Consider the following 14,496-nt stretch of genomic DNA (forward strand, 5'->3'; position numbering starts at 1 on the left):
GTTCCCCATCTGCCCCACACTGATTATGTTGCGCGGGTTCTTGTCCCCGCGGGAGAGCCTCAATGCCGAATGACGACACCCGGAACTTGCGGGCCAGCCCCGACAGCCTGTCGCGTTTCCTCGGCGGCTCGCCGCTGGCGGTTGCGTTTCGTCTGATTTTGCTATCGACGCTGGTCGGCGTCATGCTCGCGGCGATCGGCTTCGATCCCTGGAATATCGTGCAAAGCATTCGCCTGCTGGTCGAACGCGTCTGGGACCTCGGCTTTGATGCGATCAATGGATTGTGGCGCTACTTCCTGCTGGGTGCCGTCATCGTGATCCCGGTCTGGCTGCTGTCGCGCGTGTTCGGCGCGCCGCGCGGGCGTTAGAGCATGATCCCGAAAAGTGGGAAGCGGTTTTCGAATAAGATCATGCTCAATAAAAGAGCATGATCCCGAAAAGTTTTCGGCTCAGATCGTCTCGATCAAACGGCCGGTTAGTCTAGGTCGGCCAGTCTTCCGCCGTAATGTCCGCGGCGTCAGTGCCGATGACGTCCGATAGCGAGTCGCGTCCGGTCCGCAGCAACGTCGAGGTCAGATCGTTCTTGATGTCGTCGATCAGTCCGAGACCCTTGTAGACCAGGGATGAATAAAGCTGGATCAAGGTGGCGCCGGCGCGAATCTTGGTCAGTGCGGCGCCGCCTGAGTCGATGCCGCCGACGCCGACAAGCGGAAATGCGCCTTCCGCCCGCACATAAGTTTCCGCCACCATCCGGGTCGACAGCCGGAACAGCGGCCGCCCCGACAACCCGCCCTGTTCTTTCGCGCGCGATTGATCGCGCAGGGTCGAGGGCCGCGCCAAGGTGGTGTTGCCGACGATCATACCGTCGGCACGGCGTGAGCGTGCGATGTGAACGACGTCGTCGAGCTCCGCCAGCGTCAGGTCGGGCGCGATCTTGAGCAGCACCGGCGTGTCGCCGGCATTCTGTCGGACACGCTCGCGGGCGTCGATCACCTTCGCCAGTAGTTCGTCGAGCGCCGCCGCCTGTTGCAGGTTGCGCAGGCCGGGGGTGTTGGGCGACGACACGTTCACGGTGAAGTAGCTTGCCACCGGGGCAAAGATTTCGATCAGCCTGACATAGTCGGCGATGCGGTTGGCCGAGTCCTTGTTGGCGCCGATGTTGACTCCAACGATGCCGCCGGAATGCGCGCGGGCCGCGAGCCGGCGAAGCACGATGTGGGCGCCGTCGTTGTTGAATCCCATGCGGTTGATGACGCCCTCGTCGCGTTCAAGCCGGAAGACGCGGGGGCGCGGATTGCCGGGCTGTGCTCTCGGCGTCACCGAACCGATCTCCACGAAGCCGAATCCGAGCTTCAGCAGTGCGTCCGGAACCTCGGCGCTCTTGTCAAAGCCGGCGGCCAGGCCGATCGGGTTAGGAAAATTCAGGCCGAAGGCGCGAACCGCGAGCTTCGGGTCGTCGGCGCGCTGGCGTATCGGCGGCAGGAGCCGCAATCCCTGTATCGCCATGCGATGCGCGTCTTCGGGATCGAACCAGCGCAACAGCGGCAGCGAGAAGTTGTCGAAGGCGCGTATCACGGCGCAAGCTCCGGAATATCGTGATATCCGTCCGGTCGCGCGGGCATGTCCAACACTGTTGTGACATGGCGCAGATCGAGCTCGCCATAGAGATGCGGAAACGGTTCGCCGCCGCGCGAGATTTCCCAGCGCAGCGCAGCGCCCAGCGCATCGGCATCGATCGCGATCAGGAGCAGATCGGTTTGGCCAATGAAGTGCTTGCGAGCCGTGCCTTCGAGCTGGGACGCGGTGGAAAAATGGATGAACCCGTCACGAGAATCGTCGGCGCTGCCGCGAAAAACGCCGTGCCGCTCGGCCTCCCGCCAGGCCGAAGCAGGACAGATTTTGTAGATCGTGCGCACGCGTGTCCTGAGCCCGTCGTTGCGCTCTCATGATACCGAAAAAGCGCATAACCCCACTACCGCTCGCTTAAATTGTAGCGGATCCTGCGTGACCGTATCGGTGGCTCGCTCGCACTTCAAGAGCCGCATTTTATCCTCGGCGCAATTGCAGGCTCGCGCCCGTTGAGGTAATAATTCCTAATCTTTGACAGAATTCACCGCCGCGGAAATCAGGACGCGCCACATGGTCATGCTGACACACGCCCAGATATGGACCGCGCTGGATCGTCTTGCTGAGCGCGCCGGCCTATCGCCGTCTGGCCTTGCGAGAAAGGCAGGGCTCGACCCGACCACCTTCAACAAATCGAAACGCATCACTGGCGACGGGCGCGAGCGATGGCCTTCGACCGAATCGGTGGCCAAAGCGCTTGCCGCGACCGACACCGCGATCGACACCTTCGTGCAGTTCATTGAAGATTCGGCACGCGCCGCGCAGGCCGTGCCGTTGCTCGGTTTCGCCGAGGCCGGCGCCGGCGGCTATTTCGACGACGGCGGCTTTCCTGTCGGCAAGGGTTGGGACGAGGTGGGTCTGCCTTCCGTCCAAGACGAACACGCCTATGCGCTGGAGATTTCCGGCGACTCGATGAAGCCCGCTTATCGCGACGGCGATGTCATCGTGGTCTCGCCGGGGACGCCGATCCGGCGTGGCGATCGCGTGGTGGTGAAGACGAGGGACGGCGAGGTGATGGTGAAAGAACTCAAACGCCGGACCGCGAAGATGATTGAATTGCAATCGCTCAATCCAAGCCATGCCAACCGCACGCTGCCCGCTTCCGATGTGGAATGGATCGCGCGAATCGTGTGGGCGAGCCAATAACCACTTCGTCCTCCCCGCAACCACGGGGAGGGGGCATGTTGCGGTTGCAGCAGTTTAATCGACCTACGCTGCCGCGCCGTCCTTCTTGTTCTGACGATTCTTGACGAGATCGTCGACCACGGCAGGATCGGCGAGCGTCGTGGTGTCGCCGAGGCTGGACGGCTCATCCTCGGCAATCTTGCGCAGAATGCGGCGCATGATCTTGCCGGAACGGGTTTTCGGCAGGCCCGGCGCAAACTGGATCAGGTCGGGCGAAGCGATCGGGCCGATGTCCTTCCGCACCCACGCGACCAGTTCCTTGCGCAGCGTCTCACTCGGCTCGACGCCCTTCATCAGAGTGACGTAAGCGTAGATGCCCTGGCCCTTGATGTTGTGGGGATAGCCGACCACGGCGGCCTCCGACACACTCTCATGCGCGACCAGCGAGCTTTCGACTTCCGCTGTGCCCATGCGATGGCCGGAGACGTTAATGACGTCATCGACGCGGCCGGTGATCCAGTAATAGCCGTCGGCGTCGCGGCGGCAGCCATCGCCGGAGAAGTACTTGCCCTTGTAGGAGGAGAAGTAGGTCTGCTCGAAGCGGGCGTGATCGCCATACACCGTGCGCACCTGGGCCGGCCAGGATCTCGCGATGCACAGGTTGCCGCTGCACTCGCCTTCCAGAACTTTGCCGTCGGCATCGACGATCTCGGGGACGATTCCGAAGAACGGCTTGGTCGCGGAGCCGGGCTTCTGCGCGATTGCGCCCGGCAGGGCCGAGATCATGATGCCGCCGGTTTCGGTTTGCCACCAGGTATCAACCACCGGGCAGCGATTGTCGCCGACCACGCGGTGGTACCATTCCCAGGCTTCCGGATTGATCGGCTCTCCGACCGAGCCGAGCAGGCGCAGGCTTGCGCGCGAGGTTTTCTTCACCGGTTCGTCGCCCGCCTGCATCAAGGCGCGGATCGCGGTCGGGGCAGTGTAGAAGATGTTGACCTTGTGCTTGTCGATCACATTCCAGAACCGGGACGTGTCCGGATAGTTCGGCACGCCCTCGAACATCATCGTGGTCGCGCCGTTCGCCAGCGGCCCGTAGAGAATGTAGCTATGGCCGGTAACCCAGCCGACGTCGGCTGTGCACCAGTAGATGTCGCCGTCGTGATAATCGAACACGTACTGGTGCGTCATCGCCACGAAGATCAGATAGCCGGCGGTGGTGTGCAGTACGCCCTTGGGCTGCCCGGTCGAGCCCGAGGTGTAGAGAATGAACAGCGGGTCTTCCGCGTTCATCGGCTCGCACGGGCATTCACTTTCGACCACGGCGGCAGCTTCATGATACCAGACGTCTCGCGTTGGGTTCATGTTGACCTGGCCACCGGTACGCTTGACGACGATCACCCAGTCGACTTCGCCGTTGACCTTCTCGATCGCGGTATCGACGTTGGCCTTCATCGCGATGGTGCGACCGCCGCGCAGGCCCTCGTCTGAGGTGATGATGACGCGAGATTTGCAATCGCGCAGGCGGCCTGCGATTGAATCGGGCGAGAAGCCGCCGAACACCACCGAGTGGATCGCGCCTATTCGCGCGCAGGCAAGGATCGCGTAGGCCGCTTCCGGAATCATCGGCAGGTAGATGGTGACGCGGTCGCCCTTCTCGACGTTGCGCAGCCGCAGGATATTGGCCATCTTGCAGACTTCGTCGTGCAGTTCGCGATAGGTAATGTGTCGGGACTGCGAGGGATCGTCGCCTTCCCAGATGATCGCGGTCTGGTCGCCGCGTTTTTCCAGATGCCGGTCGATGCAGTTGTAGGCGGCGTTGAGCACGCCGTCCTCGAACCATTTGATCGAGACCTTGCCGAGTTCGAACGAGGTATTCTCGACCTTGGTGAATGGCTTGATCCAGTCCACGCGCTTAGCTGCCTCGGACCAGAATCCGTTCGGATCCTTGATCGAGCGCGCGTACATCTCCCGATATTTGGCGTCGTCGATCCAGGCCCGCTTGGCCCAATCCGCGCTTACGTCATAAATCTTGTCGGACATGTTTTTGCTCCACCGCAGGACCCTGGCCCGGAACCAGGCAGATCCATCTTCACCGTTGCGACGATTATGCGTCGCGGCTTGGTACGGCGACAAGCCGTCAGGTTGAATTCTCATTCAACTGTGTTGAGTTCAGAATCCAGCCTGGAGCACCTGGCGTCACCCGCCTTTATAGCCCGCCCAACTTGCAGACCAGCTTCCATTCCGCCGGCGTGACCGGCTGCACCGAAAGGCGGGAGTATTTGACCAGCGCCATGTCGGTCAGGCGCTTGTCTGCCTTGACGGCGGCGATCGTCACCGGTGTCTTCAGCGGCTTGTCCGCCTTGATGTCGACGCAGACGAACTTGCCGGTCTTGTCGGTGGGGTCAGGATAGGCCTCGCGGATGATTTCGGCGATGCCGACAATCTCCTTGCCTTCATTGGAATGATAGAAGAACGCCATGTCACCTTTTTTCATGGCGACAAGGTTCTGCCGCGCTGTGAAGTTGCGCACCCCGGTCCAGGCTTCGCCCTTGGCGCCCTTCGCCACCTGCTGCTCCCACGACCAAGCCGAAGGCTCTGATTTCACCAGCCAGTACGCCATCGCTATCCCTCCGCCCGGAACGGCCGCGTCAGCAGATTGTCGATGGCGCCATCGATCGTCAATCGGCCGGCGAGAATAGCCGCGACCGCCTGTGCGACCGGCATCTCCACGTCGTGGGCGGTCGCCAGCTCGAGCAGCGCCGGCGCGGTGAGCGCGCCTTCGCTGAGTTTGTCGCACGGCGCTTGCTCGCCGCGCCCCAGCGCGATACCGAGCGAGAAATTGCGCGACTGGGGGCTCGAACAGGTGAGGATGAGATCGCCGAGACCCGACAGGCCGGCAAGCGTTTCGCTGCGTCCGCCGCACGCGCATCCGAGGCGGACCAGCTCGCTGAACCCGCGCGTGGTCAGCGCCGCCAGCGCCGACGCTCCGAGTTGTTTACCGACGACGATTCCGGCCGCGATCGCCAGGACGTTTTTGGCAGCGCCGCCGATCTCGACGCCCCGTACGTCCGTCGTATGATAGGGACGGAAGGCGGCCGAGCCGAGCGCGTGAACCAGCGCGACCGCCAACGCATCGTCCTTCGCCGCCAACGTCACGGCTGTCGGCAGCCCCCTTGCCACGTCGTCGGCAAAACTCGGTCCGGACAGGATCGCAGGGACGGCATGAGGAGCGGCTTCTTCGATCACCTCGGTCATGAAGCGCCGCGTGCCATGCTCGATGCCTTTGGCGCTGGCGATCACGGGCGTCCCGGGGGGGAGATGCGGGGCCAGTGCGGCGATCGCCGTGCGCGAGTTTTGCGCTGGCACCGCGATCACGACGATGTCGGCGCGGCCGGCGGCGGCGATGTCATGCGACACGATGATGCTGCGGTCGAGCGGAATGCCAGGCAGGCGCGGATTGTCCCGCGTTGCCGAGATCTTGGCTGCGATCGCCGCATCGCGTGCATGCAGCGTCACTTGCCGTCCAGCGCGCGCGGCGGCGCCGGCCAGCGCCGTGCCCCAGGCGCCGGCGCCGATGACCGAAACACGGTTGAGAGATCTCATCGCGACAACGCCTTCAAAATCCGGCGCGGGTATTGGCGAAGCCTGCCGGCGCCTGCGCGCTGGCATCGAGCAGCCAGCGGGCGCGCGGAGGAGTTTCAAGCGTGTCGGTCAAACCCGCCGCTAGGCGTTCGGCACCGGCCCATGCGATCATCGCGCCATTATCGGTGCAAAGCGTGGGCGGGGGGATGATGAGTGCGGTTTGTGCCCTGGCGGCGACGCTCTCGAGCGCAGCGCGGATCGCCTGATTGGCGGCGACACCACCGGCGGCGACCAGTGCGCGCGGCATACCGAACCGCTCTTGAAACAGCTTGAGGCCGACGCCAAGCCTGTCCGCTGTCGCTTCCAGTACGGCGGCCTGAAATCCGGCGCAGAGATCGCTGATGTCTTGCGGCTCCAAGGGATTGATTCGACCGATCTCGTTACGCACGGCCGTCTTCAGCCCGGAGAGTGAGAAATTGGCGTCGGGACGCCCGAGCATCGGCCGCGGAAAATTGAACCGCGTCGCATCACCGCTCGCCGCGGCGTGCTCGACCTGCGGGCCGCCGGGGTAGGGCAGGCCAAGCATCTTCGCAACCTTGTCGAAGGCTTCGCCCATAGCATCATCGACCGTGGTGCCGAGCCGCACATAGTTGCCGACGCCGAGCACCGCGACGATCTGGGTATGCCCGCCGGAGGCGAGGAACAGGCAATAGGGAAATTCCAGCGCGTCGGTCAGCCGCGGCGTTAGCGCGTGGGCTTCGAGATGGTTGACCGCGATCAGCGGCGTGCGATGAACGAGGGCGATCGCCTTGGCCGTGGTCAGCCCCACGATGACGCCGCCGATCAGGCCCGGACCGGCTGCGGCCGCGACCCCCGACAGCCGCGGGAATCCGACGCCTGATTCCTTCATCGCGCTGGCGACGATGCCGTCGAGCAGTTCGACATGGGCGCGGGCCGCGATTTCGGGAACCACGCCGCCATAGGGGGCATGTTCTCCGGTCTGGGACCGTACGATATTGGAAAGAATCCGCGCGCTGCCGTCCGCCTGGCGTTCGACCACGGCGGCTGCGGTTTCATCGCAGGTGGTCTCGATTCCCAGCACCAGCATCGGCGTGTTGTACCTAGACTAGATATGGCCCTTGCGCTATCGGGCAAACCAGCGTTTCCCTTTCCTTACGGCGTAGCATTATGAGGTCTTGGCGTGCAATCCTCGGATGAGACAGACATTCTGGCAACGATCGGCACCCGGGGCAGCCCGCTGGCGCAGGCGCAGGCCCATGAGGTGCGCGACCGGCTGGCGCGGGCGCATCAGGTGGCGCCCGAGCGGATCGCCATCAAGACCATCCGCACCTCGGGCGACGCCATTCAGGACCGGCCGCTGTTCGATGTCGGCGGCAAGGGACTTTTTACCAAGGAAATAGAGGAAGCCCTGCTTGCCGGCAGCATCGACTTTGCGGTGCATTCGTCCAAGGACGTGCCGACATTTCTGCCCGACGAGACCTGGTTGCCCGCATTTCTGCCGCGCGAGGACGTGCGCGACGTCTTCATCAGTCCACGCGCAGCGTCTTTGGACGATCTTCCGGCGGGTTCGACCGTCGGGACCGCGTCGCTCCGGCGGCAGGCCATGGTGCTGCGGTTACGCCCCGACCTGAAGGTCAATACACTGCGCGGCAATGTCGAGACCCGATTGCGCAAGCTTGACGCCGGGGAGGCCGACGCCACGTTGTTGGCGCTGGCCGGTTTGAATCGGCTCGGATTGCAGGACAAGGCGACGCGCATTCTCGAGACAGAGGAATTCCTGCCGGCGGTCGGGCAGGGCGCTATCGCGATCGAATCGCGCCGTGACGACGACCGCATCAACGCGTTTGTGAAGGCCATCGGCGACTCTGAAACGGAAGTGGCGCTGAGCGCCGAGCGCAGTTTTCTGGCTTTGCTCGATGGCTCCTGCCGTACGCCGATCGGCGGTCATTGTCGGGTGAACGGCGACCGCATTCACTTCCGCGGTCTCATCATTTCTCCTGATGGCACGGAATCCTATGAAACCGTGCGTGAGGGGATACGTGCGGATGCGGTCGCGCTTGGGGCGGACGCCGCGCATGAACTGCGCGAGCGCGCTGGCGAAAAGTTCTTCACCCTGTTCGCCGGAGCGTGAGGCGTGGCGGTTCTCGTCACACGGCCTGAACCGGACAATGAAACCACGGCGGCGGCGCTCCGTGCGATGGGGCGCGAAGTTTTGTTGTCGCCGGTGTTGCGCCTCGAGCCGATTGCTTTTGAAATCGAGCAGGATGCAAATTATGGCGCGGTCGTCGTGACCAGCGCTAACGCACTGCGCGCGCTCGCCGTTCATCCGGGAAGGGAATCGCTGCTGAAACTGGCCGGTTTCGCGGTCGGCGATCATACCGCCAACGCCGCGCGCCAGGCGGGTTTTCAGGATGTGGTGGCGGCAGGCGGAGATGCCGCGGCGTTGTGCGAACTCATTGTGGAGCGTGTCCGCGCGAAACGTCTGACAAAGGGTACCAGGATTCTTTATCTCGCTGCGGCTGATCGCTCATGCGATCTCGCCGGGAAGCTCGAAGGGCACGGTTTAACTGTCGTGACGACAACATGTTACCGGATGGTGCCGGTGGCGAGCCTGTCTCGCGAGGTTTGTGACGCGTTTGCTTCGCATCGGATATCGGCGGTGCTGCATTATTCTCGCCGCAGCGCCCGCGCGTTCCTGGATGGCGTCCGCATCGGCGGCGTCGAAATATCGGCTTTGGCGGTCCCACAATGTTGCATTTCTGGCGCCGTTGCCGCGATTCTGCGGGATGCCGGCGCCTCCCATGTAGCGGAGGCGAGCGCCCCGGCCGAAGAAGCTGTACTGGAGGCGCTGGATTGTGCGTTGCGGTCGCTATCGCAGTAAGACGTGCGTTACGCAGATAATCGGGGTAAATAGGGGGAGGGGTTTGGAATCTGATACTCGATGTGTCGCTGCAATGGGGAACCGTGACGATGGCAGATGACAAGCATAACGACGCCTCCCAGGAGGGAAATTCACGCCCGCTTTCCGCAGGCGCTGAAACGACTGAAATCGCCGAGACGGCAGAGCATGCCGCCCCAACGGACGCGGGTGAAGCAGGCGATCAACAGGCCGGACGCTGGCCGTCCATCTCGGTCGCAAATGACACGCAAGATGACACTCACCAGGATCGAGGCTGGCAGGATCAGTCGTCGACCGAAGACCTTGAGGCCAACCGTATTTCCGGGACCTCGGACGATGCCGGTTCCGCTTCGGGTGAAGCGGCTGATCATCAGCCTTTCGGCGAGCAGCCGGTTCCTCCGCGTTCTCCGTCCCGCGCGTCGTCGGCACTGATCGCCGCCTTTACAGGCGCTGTCGCCGCCGGGCTTGTGGTAGGCGGCGCGTGGCTGGCGGACTGGCCACCGTCATCCTCCGCCTCATCCTCTGCGTCGCAAGTGAGTTCGGCGGAATTCGGCGCTCTCGCGAATCGGGTGGCTCGGGTCGAATCGACGGCGAGCAAGCCGGCCGCTTCGTCGCTCGATCAGGCCGCGGCGACGCGCATCGACAACTTGGACAAATCGGTCGCATCCTTGCGCGAGGAATTGACAACGTTGCGCGGGGAGCTGGCAACGGTTCGCGGCCAATCCGACAAACTGGCGACCGCGCTGAAGGACGGATCGCCCGTGCCGCAGCACGATGCCGATGGGTCATCTGATCTTGCTCCATCTGATCTTGCGGCTATCAGTGCGCGACTCGCGCAGACCGAGCAACAGGTCGAGCAGACGACGCAAGCCCTTACCGCGGAGATTGCCAAGCGCGGCGCGGAGACAACCAAGCATGACACGGCTCCGATCAGTGACGGACCGCTTCGTCAGGCCGTTGCCGCGACGCTCCTGAATGTCGCGGTGCGCCAAGGCCAGCCTTATGGCGATTTGCTTGCGGCATCCAAGACGCTGATCTCCGATCCGGATACGTTCAAACCGCTGGAGACGTTCGCAGATTCCGGAGTGCCGAGCGCGAATGTGCTGTGTCGCGAACTTCTTGCGATCGTTCCGAAACTCGAGCCGTCGCCGGTCAAAATTTCCGCTAACGATATCGTGAACCGGTTGCAAGAAAGCGCCGTGCGTCTGGTGCACATTGAGCGTGTGGATGCGCCGCCGGCCGGAGAATCCGCCAGCGCCGTCGTCGCACGAATCAAGGCGGCCGCCCGACAAAACGATGTCGCCTCTGCGAGAAAAGAATTGAATACACTTCCGCCGACCGATCGTACCGCCGCCGAGCCCTGGATCGCCAAGGTCGACGCCCGCGATGCCGCTCTTGCCACCGCGCGTCAATTCGCTTCCGATGCGATGGCGGCATTGGCCAAACCGGCGCCATAGGTTCCAGATGTTTCGTATCATCCTGTTTCTCGTTCTTATTGCCCTCTCTGCATTGGGCGCCACCTGGATTGCTGATCAGACCGGCACGATCGTGATGTCGTGGGACGTCTGGCGGATCGAAACGACGCTACCGGTGTTCGCACTCGGGCTGGGCCTGCTGGTCGTTGCCTCGCTCTTGGTCTGGAGCGCGGTGCGAGGATTGTGGTACGCGCCAACACGTCTCCGCCGCGTGCGCCGGGAGCGCCGGACTGCGCGCGGCAGGGACGCCATTACGCGTGGATTGCTCGCGATCGGTTATGGCGATGCCGCCGCCGCACGCAATCATGCCAAGGTTGCCCGGCGTCTAGTGTCGCAGGACCCCTTGGCGTTGCTCTTGCATGCCCAGGCCGCGCAACTTGACGGCAACGCGGATCGCGCGCAGCGCGCCTTTCGCACCATGGCCGAGCGCGCGGATACGCGGCTATTGGGCTTGCGAGGGCTTTTCATCGAAGCTCAGCGTGCCGGCGATCCGGCGGCGGCAGTGGCGATCGCGGAAGAAGCGCTTAAAACTTCGCCATCTTCGATATGGGCTTCACAAGCCGCGCTCGGCTTTCGTTGCGCCAGGGGCGACTGGGCTGGTGCGCTCGCCATCCTCGACAGAAACGTCGCGTCAGGTCGTATCGACAAGGCGCTGTATCGCCGTCAGCGTGGTGTGCTGCTCACGGCGAGGGCGTTGGAGTTCGAAAAGTCCGATCGCGATTTGTCGCGCCAGAATGTGATGGAGGCGGTGAAGTTCGCGCCGACGCTGGTGCCGGCCGTGGTGCTCGCAAGCAAGTATCTGAGCGAAGCGAACCAGATGCGGCGCGCGATGCGGATCATCGAAATCGCGTGGCTGGCACAGCCGCATCCCGATCTCGCCGATGCCTATGCCCATGTGATGCCGGGAGATTCCGCGCTGCTGCGGTTGGCGCGGGTGGAGAAACTATCGGAAAAAGCGCCTGGTCATCCGGAAAGCGCGCTGGCGATCGCGCGTGCGGCGCTCGATGCCAGCGAGTTCGCTCGGGCTCGCGATGCTCTGGAGCCGCTGATCGCAGCGCCGACGCAACGCGTTGCGATGTTGATGGCCGAAATTGAGCATAGAGAGCATGGCGACAGCGGGCGCGCCCGCGCCTGGACGTTGCGAGCCGTACGCGCCCTGCACGATCCGGTCTGGACCGCAGACGGGTACGTGTCTGACCACTGGCGTCCGGTTTCGCCGGTAACCGGGCGGGTTGACGCGTTTCAGTGGCAGACTCCTTTGGCGGCGCTGCCTTCGAGCAGGCCTCCCTTGGTCGAGGCGGAAGTTTCGGACCAGATCGTGGCAGATACGCCCCGCGTCGAAGCCTTGCCCGCCGCCGAGGACTCCAAAGCTCAGGACGTCGCAATACCACCGGTTAATGTCGAAGCTGCATCGTCTGGAATTATTGCCATGCCGGACGAGACTGCGACATCACTGACCCATCACACGCAATCCGAGGAAGACAAGGCCGGCGCTGTTCCCGACGTGATCCCGATCGTTCGCGCTCCGGACGATCCGGGGGTCGATGACAGTTCCCAAAACGATGGGTTTGTTGAAGACGATCCCGCAGCTGCGCGCCAGGCCGGAGGGCTGCGGGGGCTCCTGTCACGCCGGGGTAGCTGAATGCGGCCGGGCGGCGATTTTTACCGGCGGCGCAGCGGCCGGGTTCTTGCCAAGGGGGATGGTGCCCGATATCAGAGGTCCCGCGCCTCGGGCTGTGGCCTGGGGGCCGCATGCACGGCATGTATGAAGGATAGCCGCTTTAGCTCAGTTGGTAGAGCACATCATTCGTAATGATGGGGTCAGGTGTTCGAGTCACCTAAGCGGCACCACTTCTTTCATCGTTCGATCCCGCAGATATTGGTGCCGACGGTCGCCGTCGATACAGGCAGATGTCACCTTGACTTGATGGAGCGCCAATGATCCGTTTCGCCGTCATTTTATCGCTTCTTCCCCTGCTCGCTGGCACCGCCGCGGCGTCGGCGCAGACCGCGGCGGAGAAACGCAATTCCGGGTGCGCGCGCGACGTTGCCAAATATTGCCGAGCCAAAATGAATGATGGCGACATGGTCGTTCTCACATGCTTGAAGGAACACCGTGCGAAGGTGAGCAAAAAGTGCGCCGAGACCTTGGCGGAGCACGGCCAGTAACCCAACTGCGAGCTGAGTCTTGTCAACGTGTGTAATCCAGCTACGAGAAACTCTGGCGGATGGCGCATGTTTTGCTTTCCGCGCGCTTATGAACGCACTCGTACGGCATTCCAAACATTGCGGTAGGCGGACCAATGCTTGATAGATTGCGCCATTTCATCATCGACGTCATATCGCCCGAAGCACCGGACCATCGATCATTCGATGAAACCGGTTGCAAGCTTGCGGCGACCGCGCTGTTCATCCATGTCATCTCGCTCGACGGCGAGCCGTCCGACGTGGAAATCCGCAAACTGCACGAGCTGATCGAAACCCGTTTCGGATTAGATCCCGGCACCGCCAACAAGTTGATCACGTCTGCGACGCTGGCGGAAGGCGAGGCGGTCGATCTTTATCAATTCACCAGTGTGCTGATGCGCTCGCTGAATGATGAAGATCGCTTGCGTATCGTCGAAATGATGTGGGAGTTGGTGTATGCGGACGGCCGCGTCAGCGAATTCGAGGAGAATGTCGTGTGGCGCGCTGCTGATCTTCTGGCCATTTCATCGCGCGATCGTATCGAACTCAAGCATCGCGTCGGCAGCAAGAGTTCAGCGCCAGATCCTGCGATCTGATCGGCAAATGTGCGAAGCAGAACTGAGGGTAGCGCGATAGGCTGGCAGGCCCGTCGTCGCGCCGAACGTTGATCGTGTCATCTTCTAACCATTCAAGAGTGCAGATCGTGACCCATCCGGTGACATTGATAACAGGCGCTTCCTCCGGGATCGGCGCCGAACTGGCACGGGTGTTCTCCGCGCACGGGCACCGGGTGGCCCTGGTCGCCCGGCGTGCCGACCGCCTCCACGCGCTTGCGGCTGAAATCGTCGCATCGGGCCGCATCTCTCCGATCGTGATCCCCTGCGATCTCGGGGAGGCCGATGCGGCAGACCGGATCGCTGCGGCGCTCACCGCCGAGAGCGTCGAGGTCATGTATCTCGTGAACAATGCCGGTTATGGATTGTTCGGCCGCGCCGCCGAACTGGATCGCGCCGCTCAGCTTGCGATGATCGACCTCAATATCCGGGCGCTGACGGATCTGACGTTGCGTTTCGCCGCAAGCGTGATCCGGCTGCGCGGCGGTATTCTGAACGTCGGTTCGATTGTAGGATTTCTGCCGGGTCCCGGCATGGCCGTCTATTATGCGTCGAAGGCCTATGTCCTGTCATTTAGCGAAGCGCTGCGCGGCGAACTCGGTCCCCGCGGCGTCCGTGTCACTGTGATCTGTCCCGGCCCCGTACCATCGGAATTTCAGGCGCGGGCGGGCGTGACGCCCGGTTTCGACTCTGCGATCCTGAATGTTTCCGCCAAGGATGTTGCTCAGGACGGCTACCGCGGCCTCATGGCCAATAAAAGGGCCGTGCTGCCCGGCCTCGGGACCAAGGTGATCCCGTTTCTGCTTCGGTTATTCCCGCGCGATTTCGTCCTGTGGGGAGTGGCCGGCTTCCAAATGCGGAGGCGGCGATCATGACGTCCACCGCCAGCGTCGCCTAAGACCTTCACGCTCTCGAAAAATTCGCGCGGGACGACGACTTTAGCGCCGATCTGTTCGCGGCAACG

The 14,496-nt window shown here is 63.0% G+C and carries 15 protein-coding genes and 1 tRNA gene; 10 read left to right on the plus strand and 6 right to left on the minus strand.

Annotated features, from left to right (window positions below):
* The first annotated feature begins 62 nt into the window (after window positions 1-62).
* Entirely contained in the window at window positions 63-368 is a 306-nt protein-coding gene (locus tag GGQ85_RS07065; RefSeq protein ID WP_309773928.1) for a DUF6460 domain-containing protein, read from the plus strand.
* A gap of 112 nt (window positions 369-480) precedes the next feature.
* On the opposite strand, the gene GGQ85_RS07070 is transcribed toward GGQ85_RS07065, so the two are convergent.
* Complete coding sequence (locus GGQ85_RS07070; RefSeq protein ID WP_079445590.1) at window positions 481-1,575, minus strand: quinone-dependent dihydroorotate dehydrogenase; 1,095 nt, start codon at window positions 1,573-1,575, stop codon at window positions 481-483.
* A complete protein-coding gene (locus GGQ85_RS07075) occupies window positions 1,572-1,916 on the minus strand; it encodes a DUF952 domain-containing protein (protein ID WP_079445591.1) in 345 nt (114 codons plus the stop codon). The genes GGQ85_RS07070 and GGQ85_RS07075 overlap by 4 nt, the downstream gene beginning before the upstream one ends.
* Before the next feature lie 229 nt (window positions 1,917-2,145).
* On the opposite strand from GGQ85_RS07075, the gene GGQ85_RS07080 reads away from it, so the two are divergent.
* Entirely contained in the window at window positions 2,146-2,772 is a 627-nt protein-coding gene (locus GGQ85_RS07080) for a S24 family peptidase (RefSeq protein WP_079445623.1), read from the plus strand.
* A gap of 63 nt (window positions 2,773-2,835) precedes the next feature.
* On the opposite strand, the gene acs is transcribed toward GGQ85_RS07080, so the two are convergent.
* The 4 genes from acs to tsaD all read right to left on the minus strand — a co-directional run bounded on the left by acs (window position 2,836) and on the right by tsaD (window position 7,444).
* On the minus strand, window positions 2,836-4,794 hold the full coding sequence (gene acs, locus GGQ85_RS07085) for an acetate--CoA ligase (protein WP_079445624.1): 1,959 nt from the start codon (window positions 4,792-4,794) through the stop codon (window positions 2,836-2,838).
* A gap of 166 nt (window positions 4,795-4,960) precedes the next feature.
* The gene (locus tag GGQ85_RS07090) at window positions 4,961-5,374 is read right to left on the minus strand and encodes an EVE domain-containing protein (RefSeq protein WP_309773929.1); all 414 of its coding nucleotides are present in this window, start codon (window positions 5,372-5,374) and stop codon (window positions 4,961-4,963) included.
* A gap of 2 nt (window positions 5,375-5,376) precedes the next feature.
* The gene (locus GGQ85_RS07095) at window positions 5,377-6,357 is read right to left on the minus strand and encodes an NAD(P)H-dependent glycerol-3-phosphate dehydrogenase (RefSeq protein WP_309773930.1); all 981 of its coding nucleotides are present in this window, start codon (window positions 6,355-6,357) and stop codon (window positions 5,377-5,379) included.
* Between the two features lie 13 nt (window positions 6,358-6,370).
* A complete protein-coding gene (gene tsaD, locus GGQ85_RS07100; RefSeq protein ID WP_309773931.1) occupies window positions 6,371-7,444 on the minus strand; it encodes a tRNA (adenosine(37)-N6)-threonylcarbamoyltransferase complex transferase subunit TsaD in 1,074 nt (357 codons plus the stop codon).
* A 93-nt stretch (window positions 7,445-7,537) separates the two neighbouring features.
* Here tsaD and hemC point away from each other — a divergent pair, with 93 nt between their 5' ends.
* The 8 genes from hemC to GGQ85_RS07140 all read left to right on the plus strand — a co-directional run bounded on the left by hemC (window position 7,538) and on the right by GGQ85_RS07140 (window position 14,407).
* Window positions 7,538-8,488: a hydroxymethylbilane synthase gene (gene hemC / locus GGQ85_RS07105; RefSeq protein WP_079445595.1), complete on the plus strand. Its 951-nt coding sequence runs from the start codon at window positions 7,538-7,540 to the stop codon at window positions 8,486-8,488.
* A gap of 3 nt (window positions 8,489-8,491) precedes the next feature.
* Window positions 8,492-9,238, plus strand: a complete 747-nt coding sequence (locus GGQ85_RS07110) for a uroporphyrinogen-III synthase (protein WP_309773932.1) — start codon at window positions 8,492-8,494, stop codon at window positions 9,236-9,238.
* A gap of 89 nt (window positions 9,239-9,327) precedes the next feature.
* On the plus strand, window positions 9,328-10,713 hold the full coding sequence (locus GGQ85_RS07115; RefSeq protein WP_309773933.1) for a COG4223 family protein: 1,386 nt from the start codon (window positions 9,328-9,330) through the stop codon (window positions 10,711-10,713).
* Between the two features lie 7 nt (window positions 10,714-10,720).
* A complete protein-coding gene (locus GGQ85_RS07120) occupies window positions 10,721-12,373 on the plus strand; it encodes a heme biosynthesis protein HemY (protein WP_309773934.1) in 1,653 nt (550 codons plus the stop codon).
* Window positions 12,374-12,506: 133 nt separating this feature from the next.
* Window positions 12,507-12,582 (plus strand) — tRNA-Thr (locus tag GGQ85_RS07125).
* Window positions 12,583-12,669: 87 nt separating this feature from the next.
* A complete protein-coding gene (locus GGQ85_RS07130; protein WP_079445640.1) occupies window positions 12,670-12,900 on the plus strand; it encodes a hypothetical protein in 231 nt (76 codons plus the stop codon).
* A 134-nt stretch (window positions 12,901-13,034) separates the two neighbouring features.
* Window positions 13,035-13,514 (plus strand): tellurite resistance TerB family protein, encoded by a 480-nt coding sequence (locus GGQ85_RS07135; RefSeq protein WP_309773935.1) that lies wholly within the window; start codon window positions 13,035-13,037, stop codon window positions 13,512-13,514.
* A gap of 107 nt (window positions 13,515-13,621) precedes the next feature.
* Complete coding sequence (locus GGQ85_RS07140) at window positions 13,622-14,407, plus strand: SDR family NAD(P)-dependent oxidoreductase (RefSeq protein WP_079445680.1); 786 nt, start codon at window positions 13,622-13,624, stop codon at window positions 14,405-14,407.
* Window positions 14,408-14,496: the final 89 nt, after the last annotated feature.

It is taken from the genome of Nitrobacter vulgaris (assembly GCF_031453995.1).
Taxonomy (GTDB): Bacteria; Pseudomonadota; Alphaproteobacteria; order Rhizobiales; family Xanthobacteraceae; genus Nitrobacter; species Nitrobacter vulgaris.

What these genes read in the sequence shown, in the direction of transcription:
- GGQ85_RS07120 (WP_309773934.1), top strand. Translation starts at nt 10,721, where the DNA reads ATGTTTCGTATCATCCTGTTTCTCGTTCTTATTGCCCTCTCTGCATTG.
- GGQ85_RS07130 (WP_079445640.1), top strand. Translation starts at nt 12,670, where the DNA reads ATGATCCGTTTCGCCGTCATTTTATCGCTTCTTCCCCTGCTCGCTGGC.
- GGQ85_RS07080 (WP_079445623.1), top strand. Translation starts at nt 2,146, where the DNA reads ATGCTGACACACGCCCAGATATGGACCGCGCTGGATCGTCTTGCTGAG.
- GGQ85_RS07090 (WP_309773929.1), bottom strand. Translation starts at nt 5,374, where the DNA reads ATGGCGTACTGGCTGGTGAAATCAGAGCCTTCGGCTTGGTCGTGGGAG.
- acs (WP_079445624.1), bottom strand. Translation starts at nt 4,794, where the DNA reads ATGTCCGACAAGATTTATGACGTAAGCGCGGATTGGGCCAAGCGGGCC.
- GGQ85_RS07065 (WP_309773928.1), top strand. Translation starts at nt 63, where the DNA reads ATGCCGAATGACGACACCCGGAACTTGCGGGCCAGCCCCGACAGCCTG.
- GGQ85_RS07115 (WP_309773933.1), top strand. Translation starts at nt 9,328, where the DNA reads ATGGCAGATGACAAGCATAACGACGCCTCCCAGGAGGGAAATTCACGC.
- tsaD (WP_309773931.1), bottom strand. Translation starts at nt 7,444, where the DNA reads ATGCTGGTGCTGGGAATCGAGACCACCTGCGATGAAACCGCAGCCGCC.
- GGQ85_RS07135 (WP_309773935.1), top strand. Translation starts at nt 13,035, where the DNA reads ATGCTTGATAGATTGCGCCATTTCATCATCGACGTCATATCGCCCGAA.
- GGQ85_RS07095 (WP_309773930.1), bottom strand. Translation starts at nt 6,357, where the DNA reads ATGAGATCTCTCAACCGTGTTTCGGTCATCGGCGCCGGCGCCTGGGGC.